The sequence below is a fragment of the Kribbella sp. NPDC051718 genome, from assembly GCF_040681515.1.
Classification (GTDB): Bacteria; Actinomycetota; Actinomycetes; order Propionibacteriales; family Kribbellaceae; genus Kribbella.
Genome location: NZ_JBFAYZ010000005.1, coordinates 275,049 through 291,483, shown reverse-complemented (window position 1 = coordinate 291,483; position 16,435 = coordinate 275,049). Strand labels below are relative to the sequence as shown.

General features: G+C 68.5%; 12 protein-coding genes. 6 read left to right on the top strand and 6 right to left on the bottom strand.

From position 1 onward, the window contains the following. The first annotated feature begins 45 nt into the window (after positions 1–45). On the top strand, positions 46–1,320 hold the full coding sequence (locus AB0M15_RS20730; protein WP_363821122.1) for an ROK family transcriptional regulator: 1,275 nt from the start codon (positions 46–48) through the stop codon (positions 1,318–1,320). Next, a complete protein-coding gene (locus tag AB0M15_RS20725; protein WP_363821120.1) occupies positions 1,317–1,880 on the top strand; it encodes a GNAT family protein in 564 nt (187 codons plus the stop codon). Before AB0M15_RS20730 ends, AB0M15_RS20725 begins: the two co-directional genes overlap by 4 nt. On the opposite strand, the gene AB0M15_RS20720 is transcribed toward AB0M15_RS20725, so the two are convergent. The 3 genes from AB0M15_RS20720 to AB0M15_RS20710 form a co-directional block, all read right to left on the bottom strand. Continuing rightward, complete coding sequence (locus AB0M15_RS20720; protein WP_363821117.1) at positions 1,881–2,741, bottom strand: sigma-70 family RNA polymerase sigma factor; 861 nt, start codon at positions 2,739–2,741, stop codon at positions 1,881–1,883. Positions 2,742–2,804: 63 nt separating this feature from the next. Beyond that, positions 2,805–3,899: a Gfo/Idh/MocA family oxidoreductase gene (locus tag AB0M15_RS20715; RefSeq protein ID WP_363821114.1), complete on the bottom strand. Its 1,095-nt coding sequence runs from the start codon at positions 3,897–3,899 to the stop codon at positions 2,805–2,807. 15 nt (positions 3,900–3,914) lie between these two features. After that, complete coding sequence (locus tag AB0M15_RS20710; protein WP_363821111.1) at positions 3,915–7,781, bottom strand: discoidin domain-containing protein; 3,867 nt, start codon at positions 7,779–7,781, stop codon at positions 3,915–3,917. Between the two features lie 110 nt (positions 7,782–7,891). Here AB0M15_RS20710 and AB0M15_RS20705 point away from each other — a divergent pair, with 110 nt between their 5' ends. The 3 genes from AB0M15_RS20705 to AB0M15_RS20695 are packed head-to-tail and all read left to right on the top strand — an operon-like array spanning position 7,892 to position 11,372. Continuing rightward, entirely contained in the window at positions 7,892–9,157 is a 1,266-nt protein-coding gene (locus AB0M15_RS20705) for an erythromycin esterase family protein (RefSeq protein WP_363821108.1), read from the top strand. After that, the gene (locus AB0M15_RS20700) at positions 9,154–10,917 is read left to right on the top strand and encodes a glycoside hydrolase domain-containing protein (RefSeq protein WP_363821105.1); all 1,764 of its coding nucleotides are present in this window, start codon (positions 9,154–9,156) and stop codon (positions 10,915–10,917) included. The genes AB0M15_RS20705 and AB0M15_RS20700 overlap by 4 nt, the downstream gene beginning before the upstream one ends. Then, positions 10,917–11,372, top strand: coding sequence for a GNAT family N-acetyltransferase (locus tag AB0M15_RS20695; protein WP_363821102.1), 456 nt, complete (start codon positions 10,917–10,919; stop codon positions 11,370–11,372). Before AB0M15_RS20700 ends, AB0M15_RS20695 begins: the two co-directional genes overlap by 1 nt. Before the next feature lie 10 nt (positions 11,373–11,382). Here the strand turns inward: AB0M15_RS20695 and AB0M15_RS20690 are convergent, their stop codons facing one another. Next, positions 11,383–11,793 (bottom strand): hypothetical protein, encoded by a 411-nt coding sequence (locus AB0M15_RS20690; protein WP_363821099.1) that lies wholly within the window; start codon positions 11,791–11,793, stop codon positions 11,383–11,385. A gap of 188 nt (positions 11,794–11,981) precedes the next feature. On the opposite strand from AB0M15_RS20690, the gene AB0M15_RS20685 reads away from it, so the two are divergent. Then, positions 11,982–12,233 (top strand): hypothetical protein, encoded by a 252-nt coding sequence (locus AB0M15_RS20685; protein WP_363821093.1) that lies wholly within the window; start codon positions 11,982–11,984, stop codon positions 12,231–12,233. Positions 12,234–12,236: 3 nt separating this feature from the next. Here the strand turns inward: AB0M15_RS20685 and sepH are convergent, their stop codons facing one another. Both sepH and pepN read right to left on the bottom strand, forming a co-directional pair. Beyond that, positions 12,237–13,745, bottom strand: coding sequence for a septation protein SepH (gene sepH / locus AB0M15_RS20680; RefSeq protein ID WP_363821090.1), 1,509 nt, complete (start codon positions 13,743–13,745; stop codon positions 12,237–12,239). 201 nt (positions 13,746–13,946) lie between these two features. Continuing rightward, on the bottom strand, positions 13,947–16,403 hold the full coding sequence (gene pepN, locus AB0M15_RS20675; RefSeq protein ID WP_363821087.1) for an aminopeptidase N: 2,457 nt from the start codon (positions 16,401–16,403) through the stop codon (positions 13,947–13,949). Positions 16,404–16,435: the final 32 nt, after the last annotated feature.

Sequence of the window (16,435 nt, the reverse complement as noted above, 5' to 3'; positions counted from 1 at the left end):
GAATTCGGTGAACGGGGAAAGTAATGCAGACAGAGGAGGTGGGCGATGGTCACGCCAGAGACTGACTCGGCGGTGCTCGACGAGCCGACGCGTTCCGGCGCGAACCAGTACGACCTCGGCTCCTTCAACGAGGCCGTGATCATCGAGACGATCCGGCTGGCCGGCATCATCAGCCGGACGGAGATCTCCCGGCGGACCGGGCTGACCCAGCAGTCGGTGTCGCGGATCCTGCGCGTCCTGCTGCAGCAGGGACTGCTCGTCGAGGAGGCGCAGGAGCGCGCCGAACGCCTCGGCAAACCCCGTACTCCGGTGCGGCTGCGCTCGAACGCGGCCCATGCCGTCGGCATCCATATCGACCCCGAACTGCTCACCGTCGCGGTGGTCGATCTGGACGGCACGATCGTGCGACGGGAGACCGTCGACCTGCCTGCCGATCTCGACGCGGTGCGGCTGGTCGACCTGACCGCGGCGACCGTGACGGCGGCGTTGAGTATCAGCCAGGTGGACCCGAATTCCATGCTGGGCGTGGGAGTCGCGGTGCCGGGGCCGATCAATGCCGATGGCACGTTGCTCGACCTGCCGCTGCAGCCGGCCTGGCGTGGACTGGAGATCCGCCACCTCCTGCAGGGCAAGCTGAACCACCCCGTGCTGGTCGAGAAGGACGGCACCGCCGCGGCGATCGGCGAGCGCTGGATCGGCCGCTCCGCGCGGGCCCGCGACTTCGCTTATCTGTACCTCGGTACCGGTGTCGGCAGCGGGCTGATCCTGAACGGCTCGATCTACCGCGGGCTGACCGCGAACGCCGGTGAGTTCGGTCAGCTGTGCGCCCTGAAGATGGGGGAGTGGGACGAGCAGACCGGCCCGAAGATGATGGCCGAATGCAATCCGACCGCCGGGCTGCCGGTGATCGCGGCCGGCTTCGGATATGTCGAGACCGACCCGGCCGCGAACGACGAGGCAAAGCGCTACAAAGCGGTCTGCAAAGCCGCCGCGAACGGCGACGAAGCGGCCCAGAAGGCGGTCACGCAAGTCGCATCGGTGATTGCGCAGGGTGCGGTCGGCCTGGTCGATCTGCTCGATATCGATTTGATCGTGCTCGGTGGCCCGGCGTTCGAAAAGGAAATCGCCGAGGTGCTGCTTTCCGAAATCAGCCGGGCGGTGAATTCGCACCCGATCGCGAAAGGCACCCGGACGGTCGCGGTGGAGGAGTCGATGCTGCAGGCCGATGCGGCCGCGGTCGGCGCCGCCTCGACGATCTTCCACGATGCCTTCACCCCGCGGGTCGGAGGCTCCAGCCAGGCTCGTAGGCTGCCGAAGTGACCCTGGACAGACCCCTCACAGACGACATCGAGATGCGGGTGGCGACGCTCGACGACGCCGCTGCCTTCGCCGAAGCACAGGTCCGCAATCGCGAGCACCTGAAGCCGTGGGAGCCGGTCCGTTCGGACCGCTGGTTCACCACCGCCGGGCAGGCGGACCGGCTCAGCCAGCAGCTCGAGCGGTACCAGCGCAGCGAGGTCGTGCCCTGGTTCCTGTTCCAGGGCACGCGCGTGGTGGGCGCGATGACGCTGACCGACATCGTGCCCGGACCCTTCCGCAGCGCGAGCCTCGGCTACTGGATCGATGCTGAGCTGCTGGGCAAGGGGCTCGCGACGATCGCTGTGCAGGCGGCGGCCGAGGCTGCCGACAAGGAACTCCTCCTGCACCGGATCGAGGCCAGCACCCTCACCCACAACCTGCCGTCCCAGAAGGTGCTGAAGAAGGCCGGCTTCAACCAGATCGGCACCGCCCCCGACTACCTCCACATCGACGGCGCCTGGCGCGACTGCCATCTCTTCCAGCGCATCCTCAACACGCGCCTCCCCGGCACCAAGCCCTGATCAGTCGGCCAGCACCGCCAGTTCCAGCTTCTCCAGCCGGGCGGGCTCGGTCACGATGTCGATCTCGAGGATCGTGCCCGCCTCGATGGTGAAGCGGATGACCCGCTCGAGCCGACCCGCGGGCGCGACCACGAAGCCGACCGTGCCGTTCACCAGTGCCAGGTGAGCTGATGGGACGCTGGCCGCGGCCGCAGCGAGCGCACCATTGGCGGCACTAGCCGCACCGCGGATGGCACGGGTGACTCCACCGAGATCGGTGCGCACGACTACCTCAGGATCGAGCACCTCGAGCAATGCCTCGAAGTCCCCTTCGCGAGCAGCAGCCAGAAACGCTTCGATGACCTCTCGCTGCGCCACCTGATCGGGCTCGGCTACAGCCGTCCGGCCCTGGACCCGGCGGCGAGCCCGGCTGGCGAGTTGCCTCGCTGCTACCGGCGTACGGTCCACGATCGGCGCGATGTCCTCGAACGGCACCGCGAACAGGTCATGCAACACGAACGTCAGCCGCTCAGCCGGAGTCAGCGTCTCCAGTACGACCAGCAGCGCGACCCCGACGGAGTCGGCCAGCAACGCCTCCCGCTCCGGATCGACCACGCTGAGCGCCGGCGGCGCCTCCTCGAGCGACCGCTCGTGCCGCACCCGCCGAGCCTGCAACTGATCGAGGCAGATCCGCGACACCACAGTCGTCAACCAGCCGCCGAGGTTGTCGATCCCATCGGCACCGGCGCGGTTCAGCCGAAGCCAAGCCTCCTGCACGGCGTCATCCGCCTCGGCCCCCGACCCCAGCATCCGATAGGCCACACCCCGCAGTTGCGACCGCTTCTCCTCGAACCGCTCGGCCAGCCACTCGTCGTCGTTCATCAGCATCCTCAGCTCGTCGGCACAGTCACCTGTCTGACTGTGCCGACGCCGAAAGTGTGACAGTCAGGCCGGTGGCAGCCGGATTCCGCGGCTGACGTCTACGTCGTCGTAGCGGCCTTCGAGGACGTCGAGGAATTTGACCGGGCGTTGGAGGGTGGAGGCGATGTAGACCGCGCGGACGGTGGCCAGGGCGTCGATGGCGTCGTGGACGGTGATACCGGGCTGGGCGCCGTTGGTGATGGCGGTGAGGATGTCTTCGTACTGGGCTACGTGGCCGGATGGGCGGTCGGTGTCCAGCGGTTGGTCGTCGGGTGAGCCGTCTACGTTGAGGCGGTGGAGTTGGTCGTCTTCCAGTTCGGCGCCGCCTTCGGTGCCGTGGACCGAGACTCGGGTGCGACCGCCCGGGAAGGCTGCCGTCGTCGCGTGCAGGGTGGCGACCGAGCCGTTCTCGAAGGTCAGGGTTGCGACGACCGTGTCCTCGACCTCGATCTCGTGGTGAGCCGCGCGAAGCGCCTGGGCCTGGATGTTCACCGGGCGGCCCATGAACCACAGCAACAGGTCGACTGTGTGGACGCCTTGGTTCATCAGGGCGCCGCCGCCGTCCTGGGCCCAGGTGCCACGCCAGCCGGCGGAGGCGTAGTACTCGTCGCTCCGCCACCAGGCGACCGTCGCGACGGCAGAGGTGAGCTGGCCGAAGCGGCCGGCCTTGATCGCCTCGGAGACCTGGGCGCTGCCCGGGTCGAACCGGTGCTGGCTGATCACCGACGAGACGACGCCGTGGCCGGCCGCCCGGGTGGCCGCCGCGCCGAGGCGGCGGGCCCGGGTGAGGTCGACATCGAGTGGCTTCTCGATCACGACGTGCTTCTTCTCGTTGAGCGCCTGCTCGGCGAGCGCGGCGTGCGTGCCGCTCGGCGTGCAGATCGCGACGAGCGAGATGTCTGATCCCGACAGGGCCGCACCGAGATCGCCGTACACCTTCGGCTCCGGCTGCCCGGCCTCTTGCAACCGGGCGGCCAAGGCCTCGGCGGCCGCGGAGTCACCGTCGACCAAAGCGGTCACGATGGCGTCCGGTCGCGCCGCGATGGTGTCGGCGTGGGTGCGGCCGATGATCCCGCAGCCCACGATGGCGACCTGGTGTGTGTTCGTCGAGTCAGACATCTCGCCCTTTCAAAGCTACCTAGCTGTGAAGTTCGCGGTCAGTATCTGGTCCGCGCCCACGGCGAAGGAGTACGACGCGTCGGTGGAGACCACCACGCCGCCCACGGTCCAGTTCTGGAAAACGCTATCCGACGCAGCAGTGGCTGTCACGGTCACCTGCGCGCCGACCTCGTACGTTCCCGGTTCGGACTCGTTCCCGGCGATCTGTACGGTGCCGTTCCCGGCCGCCGCGACCGAGACGTGCCGCTGGACGACGTTGATCACCATCACGTTGTGCAGTGTCACCGGCCCGGTGCTGGTCGCGCCGTTGTAGCGGGCCAGGTTGGTCGCCTCGACGTCACCCTTGACCACCTTGACCGTGAAGCCGTCGCCACCGAGGTTGTCGGTGCCCAGGTTGAACGCATCCACCTGGCCGTCGTTGACGACCAGCCCGTCGTGGAAGCCGTAGGCGAACACGTTGAAGAGCGTCAGCTCGGTCGCGCCGTCGACGGTGACGATCTTGGCCGTCTTGCGCATGTACTTGTCGATCACCAGCTCGAAGATGCTGCCCTCGTTCATCCAGTTCGGCTGCTGATAGCCGATCCGGGTGACCGCGTTGCCGTTGGACAGCACGCCCTCGATCCGCCCGCCGGTACTACGGCCGACCGCGATCGCGTGGTCGAAGAAGGCGCCGGCGATCTTACGGACCACGAACCCGTCGTTGCGGAAGGTGGTGAAGTCGACGCCGTTCCATGCGTTCGGGAAGCCCGCGTTGATCACGTAGGTCCCGGCGCCGTTGCCACGAACGGCATACGGGTAAGGAACGACACCTTCGGCCTTGCCCGGATTCTGCTCGGGATAGAACACCCGGAGCCCGCGCAACCCGGACTTCTTACCCAGCGTCACGAGCGCGGGCGCGGTATCCGGAGCAGCGGTGCCGCGTCCCTCGAAGGCGTGCAGGACGGTACCGCCGCTGTTCCCGCCCTGATCGCGGTTCGGGACAGCGGATGCGCCGCGCAGCTCGACCTTGGCGGGGACGGTGAGATGCGTGGTGATCCGATACCAGCCAGCCGGGAGATACACGATTCCGCCACCGGCGCGCCCGGCCTTGTCGAGCGTCTTCTGTACGGCGCTCGTCGCGTCCGCCGTCGGGAGGTAGCCGACTCCATGCGGTGCGTCAGCGACGTACAGAACCCCCTCAGCCGGACTGGGCAATGCTCGCGACGTGTAGGTCGGAGCGACCCCGGCCATCCGGTGCACGATGCCCGCAACGGTTCCGGTGAGAGTGGTGCCAGTGACCTTCACATAGCCACGGGAGTCGTTCTGGATGGCCTGGTCGCCCTCCAGACGGCCGCCCGCCAGGGTGAGACCCCACCGGTCGTCCATCACATCGACTTTCAAAGCAGTGCCGGTGCGCTGGACATCGGGCTGCAGGAAGCTCCCGGTGAACTGCGCCCGCTGCCCGGCGACGACGTGGATCCCGACCTTGTAGTCGGAGAGCGTGATCTTGTGGAACTGGTCCCACTCGAGGTCACCGAGCACCAGGCCGGTGCCGTTGGCCCGGGTCCAGGCGTCGAGCGTCGCGCGGGCCGGCGGATTGAAGTCGCGCGCCGCCGCCCAGTACGCGTTGCAGAAGGTCACGTTCTCCCAGGTACCGACGTCGGCGCCGTTGTAGGCGCGGGCGCCTTCGAAGAGAGCGGTACCCCGGATGTTCCGGATCGTCGTGGACTCGTGCACCTGGCCGGAGCTCGGTGCGTTGCCGTGGTCGTTGGGGAAGGTGCTGATCCCGATCCCGCGGTACGAGTTGAGCATCGTGACGTCGGAGACGGTCGACATCATGTAGTTCTCGTTGCCGATCCAGGCGCCGCCGGGGATCTCGAAGGTGTAGCCGTACGGGATCGGCGTCGTCGCGCTCTGACGCGGGTAGTACGTCGTCACGCCGATCACGCCGGCCGAGCCGCCGATCCGGAACAACGCCGGACCGTCGTTGCCTGAGGCAAGGTCCGCGATGACGGTGGTGCCGTAGTCCCCGTGGTGGTTGCCGGGCTTGTCCGGGTCGCGACGGTCGCCGCGCAGGGTGCAGAACGCGTGGACCTCGACGGTGTCGGTCACCCGGTACTTGCCCGCAGGGAGCCAGACGGTGCCGCCACCGGCGTCGACGCAGGCGTAGATCGCGTTCTGGATCGCCTTGGTCGAGTCCTTCACGCCGGTACGGTCCGCGCCGAACTCGGTCGCGTCGAAGTCGGCGACGACCAGGTCTTCCGTCGGGTTGTCGGTGTTGATCAGCTTGGGCTTGGGCACCACGACCGGCGACTCACGCAGCTGCAGTTCCTTGACCGTGTAGTTGTCGGCACCGGTCAGGGCGACCCGGACGTACCGTGCCTGGACGGTCGCGAACCGGGTCTTGCTGAACTGGTTGGCACCTGGCGAACCTGTCCGGCCGACCGTGGTGAAGGTCGAGCCGTCATCCGAGACCTGCACCGTGTAGTCGGGCGACGAGACCGGACCCCATTCGACCCGGACGTCGTTGACCGCACGCTTCTGCCCCAGATCCAGCTGCAGCCAGGAGTCTCCGGGTCCGCTCGTCCAGGTGCTCTGGTGGTTGCCGTCGTTGGCGTTGCCCGGATTGGCGCCGCTGCTGGCACTCGCAGTACCGGTTGCAGTGAAGTTGGTGTCGACGATCGAGGCGTTGAAGGCGGTGAGCTTCGCCTGCAGAGTCTGCAGCGCCGCCTTCACCTGTACGTCGGTGACGCCCGGCGTCGTCGCGACCGTACGGGCATCGTTGATCGCCCGCAGGAAGCTCGCGCGGCTGCCGACCGGGAACTGGCCGTCGCGCGACCCTTCCCGCGCGGCCTTCTGCACCCGGGCCGCCTCGTCGATCAGGTCGTTCAGCCCTTCGGTGACGTCGAGGACGGTGGCCACCTTCGCCACCCGGACCGCCGCGACCTTGAGGTCGACCGCACCGTCACCGATGTGGATCCGGAAGTCCGACCCGTTGGACCGGTTCGTCATCACGGCGTCGGTGAGTGCGAACGTGTAGGTCTTCCAGGTCTTGGTGTTGCCGTAGGTGACGACCGGCGAGTTCTTGAACATCTCCGGGATCGTCGTGCCGGGGGAGTCGTAGTGCAGCCCGAACTGGCCGTTGCCCTCGTCGAAGTAGTCGATGCTGATCAGCACCAGGTTGCGGTTGTCGTAGAGGTACGTGTCGGACACGTTCATGTAGAAGAAGTTCATGCCCGGCGACGGCGCGGTCCGGTCGGTCTGCCAGTAGGCGCGGCCGTCCTGGACGCCGGTGATCAGGTTCTCCCCACGGTCACCAGGCCGCGGGGTGATGCCGTTCTGGGCCGGCGATGCGCCGAGGTTGACGGTTGCTCCCGCGGTGCTGATCCGCAGGCCCGCGACGGTGATGTCCTCGCTGCCCTGCAGTCGCAGGTCACCGCCGCCGAGGCGGTTGGCGAACTCGATGTCGTTCAGGGCGAAGGTGCCGGTCTGCCAGGTGCCGGTGTTCTTCAGCTGGACGTTGTCGGCGCGCGCTGCCGGGTCGGCGGCCGCGTCGTACTGGAGCTGCAGGGTGCCCGTGCCGCTGTCGAGGTAGGTCACGGTGACCACGACGTCGTCGGTGTTCAGCTCGCCGACGTAGTCGCCGTCGACATCGAAGGTGAAGTAGCTGGTGTCGGCGGCCTGGTTGGTACGCCAGAAGGTGCGGCCTTGCTCCGTGCCGGTCCTGAGACCAGCCGGATCCGCACCGGCGGACGGCTTCACGCCCAGCGTGGTGGGTGTCGCGCCGAGGTCGGCGCCGACACCGCTCGGATACATGGTTGCCGCGTGTGCGGGGGTCGCGACAAGCGCTCCGCCCAGCAGAAGAGCGGGCAACAGACCCGCTAGCAGGCGTCTAGAAGACATGACAGGAACCTCCAGGTGGCGGGCCCAGGAGTAAGGGTGCGTGTAAGTTAAACCATGCGTGTTACTTATTCAAGAGTCCGTGACTCCGGTCGGCTGGATAGGCTTTTTCCGTGCCCAACGAAAGCTTCCCCGAGATCCAGCAGTGGCTGTCCGGTACTGCGCGCCCGCTGACGAGCCTGGTCGCGGGGTCGCCCGTCGAGGATCTGGCCCCACTGGGCGAAGCGCTGGCTGACGTGAGGGTGCTCGGACTGGGGGAGGCCACCCACGGCACACGCGAGTTCTTCCAACTGAAGCACCGGCTGTTCGAGTACCTGGTCACCGAACTCGGGTACACGGTGCTGGCGATGGAGGCGAGCGAATCGGCCGCGCCGGCCGTCGATGCGTACGTGCGCGACGGCGTCGGCGATGCGGCGACCGCGGTGGCCGGGCTCGGCTTCTGGACCTGGCGGACCGAGGAGGTCGTCGCGCTGGTCGAGTGGATGCGCAGCTACAACTCCGGACGGCCGGCGGCTGAGCAGGTTCGCTTCGCGGGGATCGATCCGCAGCGGTGCTCGGCGTCGGTGGCGGCGGTACGTGAGTTTCTGGCCTCGTCGGTGCCTGACCGGCTGGCCGCGTTCGATGAGGGCTTCGGGTATCTGTCCGATGCGCAGCCGGGCTCGGTGCCGGACAAGGATCGGCTGGTGGTGCGGGAGGCTCAGCAGCTGATTCCGTTCCTGGAGGCCAAGGGCGCATCAGCGGAAGTGCTGAACCATGCGCGGATCCTCGAGCGGGCCGGCGATCTGGTGAGCCGGCCGAAGGAGAACAAGGATCCGGCCGAGACCCTGTTCGCCGTCCGCGATGCCTACATGGCCGAGGCGATCGGGCGGCTGGCCGACGAGGACCCGAAGCGGCGGATCGCTGTCTGGGCGCACAACGGTCATCTCGCAGCCAGTCGGCAGTCTGCTGAGCTGCGGCCGATGGGACAGCACTTGAGGGAGCGGTTCGGGGCGGAGTACTACGCGTTGGCGTTGCTGTTCGGGTCCGGTGCGTTTCGTGCTCGCCGGCTGCGGCCCGGTCCGTGGCCGGGGCCGATGGACGGACCGGTCGTTGCCAACAGCATCGATCGTGGTGGCTTCAACGCCCTCGAAGGTCAGCTGGCGGCGGCGAGTCCGGGCGACCACTGGCTGAACCTGCGCGGCTCCGAGGACGCGCCGGAGCCGGTGAAGCGGTGGCTGGCCGAGCCGCAGATGTTCCGGAGCTTCGGCGCATACGTGCAGCGGTGGACGTACCGGATGCAGTTCACGCCGACGTTGCTGACTCGGGAGTACGACGGCCTGATCTACGTGGCGACCTCTACTCCGTCGGTGCCGTTGCCCGAGACAGTGCCGGCCCAGTGACGCTGTCCCGCCGGTCGCTGTTCGCAGCGGGTCTCTCGGCGGCGGTGCCACTGGTGGTGAAGCCACACACCAAGCCTCTTGCAGCCTTGTGGGCGGTGAACGACGGCGAGAAGGTCGACGCCGACGACCTCGCGAATCCGCACAAGCGGCACAACTCCGCGTGGGACGGCCAGACTGTCCACGTTTTCGGCGCGGGCAACGAGGTGGTCGCGTTTCAGCTCGTCGCGGAGGCCGGTTCGGCTGGCATCGGCGCTCTGTCGGTGCGGCTGCCTGTACTACGGCAGGTCGGCGGGCCGGGAGTGATCCGGTATGCGCCGCCGGCCGCGGATCCGACGTACACGATCGGTCGTCAGATCCAGGTCTTCTCCGAGCGCTACATGACCATCGCCGAGCGGTCGAACGCGGACTGGATCTACCTGCGCGACTCACCGGCCGAACCACCTGACCCGCTCGGACCCAAGCCGGTCCAGCTCGTCCCGGAGAACGCGGCGCAGGGTGGATTCCCGCTCGCCGTACCGGCCGCTCGCAACCAGGCGTTCTGGTTCGACATCTACATTCCGCGGCATGCGCCGGCGGGCGTCTATCGCGGGCGGATCGAGGTACGGGCCGATGATCAGGTCCGGATGGTGCCGGTCGAGCTGAAGGTCTTTCCCTTCATGCTGCCCGACGAGAACAGCATCAACGCGATGTTCTACTACGAGAGCTCACAGGTCGAACTGCGGTTCGGCCGCAACCTCGACCCGGTGTTCCACCGCTTCGCCCACCGCAACCGGGTCGAGTTCGTGGACGCCTACGACATCGCGACTGCCACGGCCGCCCGGCCGCGTTTCACCGGCGCGGACTTCACCAAGGCGAACGGGTACGAAGGCCCTGGCGAGGGCGTCGGGAACAGACTGATCCCGCGCACCTTCTACGGCCCGGAGCCGGACTTCGACACCCCCGACAAGGCGAGGGCGAACGCTCCGCTGTGGACCGACTGGCTCACCAAGAACCTGCCGGGCAAGAAGACCTTCCTCTACATGCCCGACGAACCCAGCGCCGAGGATTACGAATACATCCGCTCATTGTCGGCCGCGGTGCGTGCATCGGGCGCACCCCTGCCGATCTTCGCCACCCACGCCTATGACGCCGTACTGGACGGGCCGGACAAGGCGATCGACATCTGGGCGACAGTCGCCGATCTCTACGACTCGAAGGCTGCTGCTGCGCTCCGCGAGGAAAGCCGGGACATGTGGTTCTACAACGGCCAGCGCCCGAACGTCGGCTCAGTGGTGATCGAATCGCCGGCCACCGATCCACGCGCCAACCTCTGGGCGGCGTTCAAGCACAACGTCTCGACGTACTTTTACTGGCACACCAACCACTGGCGCCACAACCGCCAGGCCCTGCCAGGGCGCGAGCGCAACCAGAACGTCTGGGTGGACCCGGTCACCTTCTACAACAAGCGCGGCTGGTGGGCCAACGGGGACGGCGTCCTGATGTACCCCGGCGAAGACCTCATCTACCCCGACCAGACCCGAGGCATCGCCGGCCCCATCTCCACCATCCAGCTGGCCAGCTTCCGCCGAGGCATCCAAGACCACCTGTACCTGACCATGGCCCGCAACCTCGGCCTCCACCACCTCGTCGACCGAACAGTCGCCCAACTCGTCCCCGCCGCCCTCGACGAAGCCGGTCCCAGCGTCTCCTTCCCCCAACAAGCCAACCCCTACGAGCAGGCGCGCCTCGAACTCGCCCAAGCCATCTCGGACCGAATCTGATGTGGACCGTCCAAGGCGAGGAACCTGAGCGCGCCGACGTCAACGCGCTCCTCCGCGACTACTTCGCCGAGCTCACGGTCCGGTACTTCCACCGCCCGACCGACGAGGCCGAGATCGACCTCACCCTCGCCGAGTACCCCACCACCGGCCTGGGCATCTTCCTCGTACTCCGCGCCGACGGCGTCGCAGCCGGCCACCTCGGCGTCTACCCGACCGGCGAGCTCACCCGGTTCTACGTCCACCCCGATCACCGTCGCGGAGGTGGCGGCCGGGTACTCCTCGCCGCCGCGGAAGACTGGGCTCGCTCACAAGGTCTGAAGCGACTCTTCCTGGATACCCGCCATGACCTCGTCGAGGCGCGCGCCTTCTACGCCTCCGCCGGCTTCACCGAGATCGCGCCGCCGACTGCCTCACCGGGCAAGTTCCAGGACCACTGGTTCGAGAAGGCGCTGTAGTCGGCCAGGCTCAGGCGACGCTGACGAGGGTGCGGGTCGGCTCCAGCAGCGGCAGCAGAGTGAAGAAGTGGGGGAGCGCGTCGGCCAGGCGAAGGCTGCCGGCCTCGTAGCCGGTCCAGCCGAACACCAGTTCGCCGTCCAGCACGTGCTCGGACAACGGCTTCGCGAAGGCGCTCAGGGTGACGCGATCCGGGCCGGTCTGCGGGTGGTGGTCACCGCAGCCGCACTCAGCCGCGATCACGATCGACCGCAGCGCGTCGGGGGAGTAGTGCCGCAACCGCAGCGTCGTACCGCGGGCGGTGAACCGCGCGATCGTTGCATCAGGCAACTGAACGAGCAGCTCGACGGGCACCGGGTGGGAGCCGGGCAGCAGTCGCAGACCGCGGGCGGCAAGGAGATCGGACAGAGCGGAGAGGTTCATCGCAAGAATCCTGTGTGGCTGGTGTCGGCGGGCGGGCCTGGGAAAAGGGCAGGGCCTCGTGCGCCTCAGACGGCGCGCGTCAGCGACAACAACAGCGACAACACAGCGGGATTCGCATGCGGAGACTATGGCAGACCGCACCCGGCGCTGCCAAACATCGCCCGCCATCTGAGACAGCTGTCCGCCTGGTGTCACCGCAGGGCGGCCCGGATCTGCCTGGTGAGGCAGATCCGGGCGGGCAGACCCACCGGCTGTTCGGTCAGCACTCCGCCGCGATCGCCGGCCAGACGCTGCTACCTCGGACCGACTCCTGGTGGATGGGCGCAAACATCGAAAGCAAGCCACGCGTCTGCCTGGTCTACCTCGGTGGCGTACCCCAATACCGCCAACTCTGCGCAGACGTCGTAGCCGACAACTACAGAGGCTTCCACCTCTACTAGCTACTAGTCAGCCTTCTTGCCGAACATGATCTCGTCCCAGCTCGGCACGCTCGCCCGCTTGGACCCCCGCTTGGCCGGCTTCTTCTTCTCCTCAGCCGCCGGAGCAGCTTCTCCAGCCGGAGCTGCACCGGCCGGCTCGGCAGCCGCGGGCACCTGCCCAGCCGGCCCGCCCGGGGCTTGCACGCCCGGCGCCTGACTGCCGGGTGCTTGCCCGCCCGGCGCCTGACTGCCGGGTGCTTGCCCGCCCGCGGGCTCGGCTGAACGCCGGGGATCCGCTGGCTTCGGAGCCGCCGGCCGCGCACCACCTGGGCCGTGGCCTTCGGCCGGCCCAGACTCGCGCGCAACCTGCCGCGGGTCCGCAGGGCGAGGCGCTTCGCGCCGAGGCTCAGCCGTGCGCGCAGCGCCTTGGCCTGGGCCGTGGCCTTCGGCCGCGCCTGGCTCGCGAGCAGCCGGTCGTTGCTCGACGGGTGCCTGGCGCTCCGGCTGACGGTCCGGAGGTGGCATGCGGCGTTCGGTGAAGCGGTTCTCCGGGGCGGCGGCGCGTTCTTCCGGTGGGGACAGGGGTGGGGCTTCGACGGGGAGTTGGGCGGGGCGTTCTACTGCGCGGACGGCGGGGCGCAGGGTTGGTGGGGGCTCGATCGGTACGTCGATCAGGGTGGGCTCTTCGTCGGGGCTGGGGACCGAGTGCACCCGTCGCGGGCCGCGCTCGACGTCGCGGGCGGTCCCGTACTCCGGGTCGCGTCCGAACCCACGTCCGGTGTCCCGGTTCGCGTCGCGATCCGCCTGGGCCGCGCGACCGCGCGGGAGACTGATCGTGTCCTCGAAGCCGGCCTCATAGCTGTCCGCGCCGTGATCGGGCGCCAGACTCAGATCGAAGTCGGCCACCGCGGTGAGCCGGCGCTCCGACGTCGGCTGCGGCGCGATCACCTGCGCCTGCTCACCGACCAGCCAGCGCGCCTCGTCGTCGTCCGGGACCGCATAGCGGCCCGGAGCGTCGTAGGCGAACATGGCGACCTTCTCGTCGTTCTCCTCGACGAAGTACGAGACGCGAACGGCCCAGCGGCCGTCGTCGCGCCGCCAGGCGTCCCACTCGGCCGTCGCCGGGTCGACGCCGCGGATCCGCAGCCGCTCGGTCACCCACGCACCGAGGTTGCGGGTCGGAGCGTCGCCACCGCCACGACGGCGGACGGACGCGCGCTGGGCGAGGCTCGCGACGTGGTCGCGCTCGGCCAGCACGGGACCGGCGAACGCCATCACCCGCTCCATCGGCATCTGCGCGACGGCAGCGACCGCCTCGGGACTCTCGCCGGCCCGAATCCGGGCCTGGATGTCTCGTGGGCGGAGCGCGCTCTCCATTTGAATCTCCAGCTGGCCGAGTCGGGCACGGTCGCCGCGCAGGGCCGCACGCAACCGGTCGTCGACCGGGACGGCGAACTCCTCACCCGTCTCTGCCAGCGCCAGGATGAGCTGCTTGCCATCCTGGCTCAGACCGACGAGCCTCGCCTCGCGCATTGCCTATGTTCTCCTGTGCGGTTCTGAACAGTCTCTCCCGATACCTGCGCCTCGACCAAGACCGGCGCGCCGTGCCCGCCGATCAGTGTGGAGGTTGCGTCACAAAACCCCATTCTGCCTGCTCAGAAGGGTCCTTGTCGTCACATCAGTCACACTAGTCACAACCGCGAGTGATCACGACACCGGCGTGACGGAAACCGGTCAGTTCACCGGGTAGGCGGCCCGCACCGCGAGCGTGCGTACCAGGTCGTCGTGCCGGTCCCCGACATTGCGCCGGATTCCCGCCGGGACATCCTCGTCCGCGACCAGGCCGGCCGCCAGCCCGACGACCCGCTCGTCGATCGCGTAGACCGGGAAGGCCAGCGCCGCGCTCTGCGCCACCACCCAGCCCGACCGCAGCTTCTCGGTGCCCGCGATCTCCGCGAAGTACCGGTCCACGTACGGCGCCGTCAGCTCGAGCTGGCCGTACTGCCAGAAGCCCTCGCAGGCCGCGTACAGCTCGTAGTTGGCGATCTCCGCGTCGGTGGTGATCTGCGCCCAGGTCCGTTCCTTGGCCTCGGCGGTCGGCAGGGCCGCCCGGCACCGGGTCGCGTGGACGATGCCCTCCGACGAGGTGTCGCGCGCGAGTTCCGCGTCGATCCCGGCGTCGTCGATGGCTCCCAGCGCCGCCAGCCGCAGGGTGATGACCCAGCGCAGGTCGGCATCGACGGCCAGACCGTCCGGTACGCCGTTGCCCGCGAGCCACCCGCTGAGCAGGTCGACGTCATCGGTGACCCCGACCACGCCACGCACGACGGCGAGTTGCAGGCTGCTCCCGGCCGGTAGGGACTGAAGGCGCTCGGTCAGTACCGCCGCCAGCCGCGCGCGATACGGCTCGACCGGGAGGTACCGGCCCAGCATCAGCCGTGCCCATCCGGCCATGGCGCCGAGGGCGATGTCACTGGTCTCGGTCGCCAGCGCGGCGAGCACGATGTCGAAGCCGAGCCGCGGGTCGAGCTCGGCGTCGGCGGTCGAGTCGCGCAGGCTGTTCAGGATGACGGCGCGGGTCACGCCGTCCTCGATCCTCGGCATCACCGCCGGCAGCTTGCCCAGGCTCTGCGCGTCGAACCGGATCTTCGCCCAGGTGTCGTCGGCCGCGTCCGGGACGACGACCGCGACAGACGGGTCCAGCGCGACCTCGACCTCGTCGGCATCGAGCAGGACCGGTACAGACACGCCCTGGCCGGACTCGTCGTACCCGCCGATGGTCAGCTGGTGCGGACGGTCGGCCGGGTGAGCGGCCGGCGCCTTGCGGTGCAGCTTGATGCCGGTCGCCGTGCGCTCCGCGGTGATCGTGTCCATGCCTGGCGTCCGGAGCCAGTTCTGCGCCCAGGCCTCGAGGCCGACCGCGCCGGCCTCGGTCCACTTGGCGACCAGGTCGGCGAAGGTCGCGTTGCCGAACTCGTTGGCGTTGATGTGCGCCTTGACGCCGTTCAGGAACACCTCGTCACCGAGGTAGGCATTGAGCTGCTTGAGTACCGCGGCGCCCTTGGCGTAGGAGATGCCGTCGAAGTCGTCGAGCGAGCCGAGCGCGTCCTTGACCGCGTCGGCGGCGATCGGGTGGCTCGACGAGCGCTGGTCGGCCTGCTGTCCCCACCACTTGCGGATGAACGCGAAGTCGATCCAGTTGTCGGTGTAGCGCGTCGCGGCGGTCGCCACCCGGTGGGCCATGTACTCCGCGAACGACTCGTTCAGCCACAGGTCGTTCCACCACTGCATCGTCACCGTGTCGCCGAACCACTGGTGCGCCATCTCGTGGACGACGGTCCGGGCCCGGTTGCTGCGCTCGCCCTCGGTCACCGCGGACCGGAACACCATCTGGTCGCGGAACGTCACGCAGCCCGGGTTCTCCATCGCGCCGGCGTTGAACTCGGGCACGAAGGCCTGGTGGTACTCGCCGAACGGATAGCGGTACCCGAAGAGCCGGTGGAACTCGTCGAAGGCCTGCCCGGTCACCTCGAACAGGTCCTCGGCCTCCCGATCGAGCGCCTCGGCCAGCGACTGCCGCGAGACCAGCCCGAGCGGGATGCCGTCGTGCTCACCGAGGATCTGGTGGTACGGCCCGGCGACCAGCGTCACGAAGTACGTCGAGAGCGGCTTCGTCTCCGCCAGCTCCCAGCGGCCCGGCGACACCTGGGTCGCGGCTCCGTTGCCGAGCACGATCCAGTCGGCCGGCGCGGTCACGGTCATCCGGTACGGCGCCTTGAGGTCGGGCTGGTCGAAACACGCGAAGAACCGGGGCGCGGCGTCCAGGAACGACATCGCATAGAGATAGGTCAGCCCGTCGGCCGCGTCGACACTGCGGTGCAGACCCTCGCCGTCGTTGGAGTACAGCATCTTCGCCACCACGACGAGCTCGTTCTCCGCGCGCAGCCCGGTCAGGCCGAGCCGTCCGTCGGCCAGGCCGGCCACGTCGACGGGCGTCCCGTTCAGCGTGACCGAGACGAGTTCGTCGGGTTTGACGTCGAGCCAGCTGGACTGCTCAGCGGCCGAAAAGACGATCCTGGTGGTCGATCCGAACGTCCGCTCGCCCTGGGTGAGGTCGAGGTCGACGTCGTACGAATGAACGGAGAGTGCGGCGGCCCGGGTACGGGCGCCGGCGACGGTGAGGCTCGGCATGCCGAGCACTCTATGCGCTGGTCCCAACGTTC

What these genes read in the sequence shown, in the direction of transcription:
- AB0M15_RS20690 (WP_363821099.1), bottom strand. Translation starts at nt 11,793, where the DNA reads ATGAACCTCTCCGCTCTGTCCGATCTCCTTGCCGCCCGCGGTCTGCGA.
- sepH (WP_363821090.1), bottom strand. Translation starts at nt 13,745, where the DNA reads ATGCGCGAGGCGAGGCTCGTCGGTCTGAGCCAGGATGGCAAGCAGCTC.
- AB0M15_RS20695 (WP_363821102.1), top strand. Translation starts at nt 10,917, where the DNA reads ATGTGGACCGTCCAAGGCGAGGAACCTGAGCGCGCCGACGTCAACGCG.
- pepN (WP_363821087.1), bottom strand. Translation starts at nt 16,403, where the DNA reads ATGCCGAGCCTCACCGTCGCCGGCGCCCGTACCCGGGCCGCCGCACTC.
- AB0M15_RS20715 (WP_363821114.1), bottom strand. Translation starts at nt 3,899, where the DNA reads ATGTCTGACTCGACGAACACACACCAGGTCGCCATCGTGGGCTGCGGG.
- AB0M15_RS20730 (WP_363821122.1), top strand. Translation starts at nt 46, where the DNA reads ATGGTCACGCCAGAGACTGACTCGGCGGTGCTCGACGAGCCGACGCGT.
- AB0M15_RS20710 (WP_363821111.1), bottom strand. Translation starts at nt 7,781, where the DNA reads ATGTCTTCTAGACGCCTGCTAGCGGGTCTGTTGCCCGCTCTTCTGCTG.
- AB0M15_RS20720 (WP_363821117.1), bottom strand. Translation starts at nt 2,741, where the DNA reads ATGAACGACGACGAGTGGCTGGCCGAGCGGTTCGAGGAGAAGCGGTCG.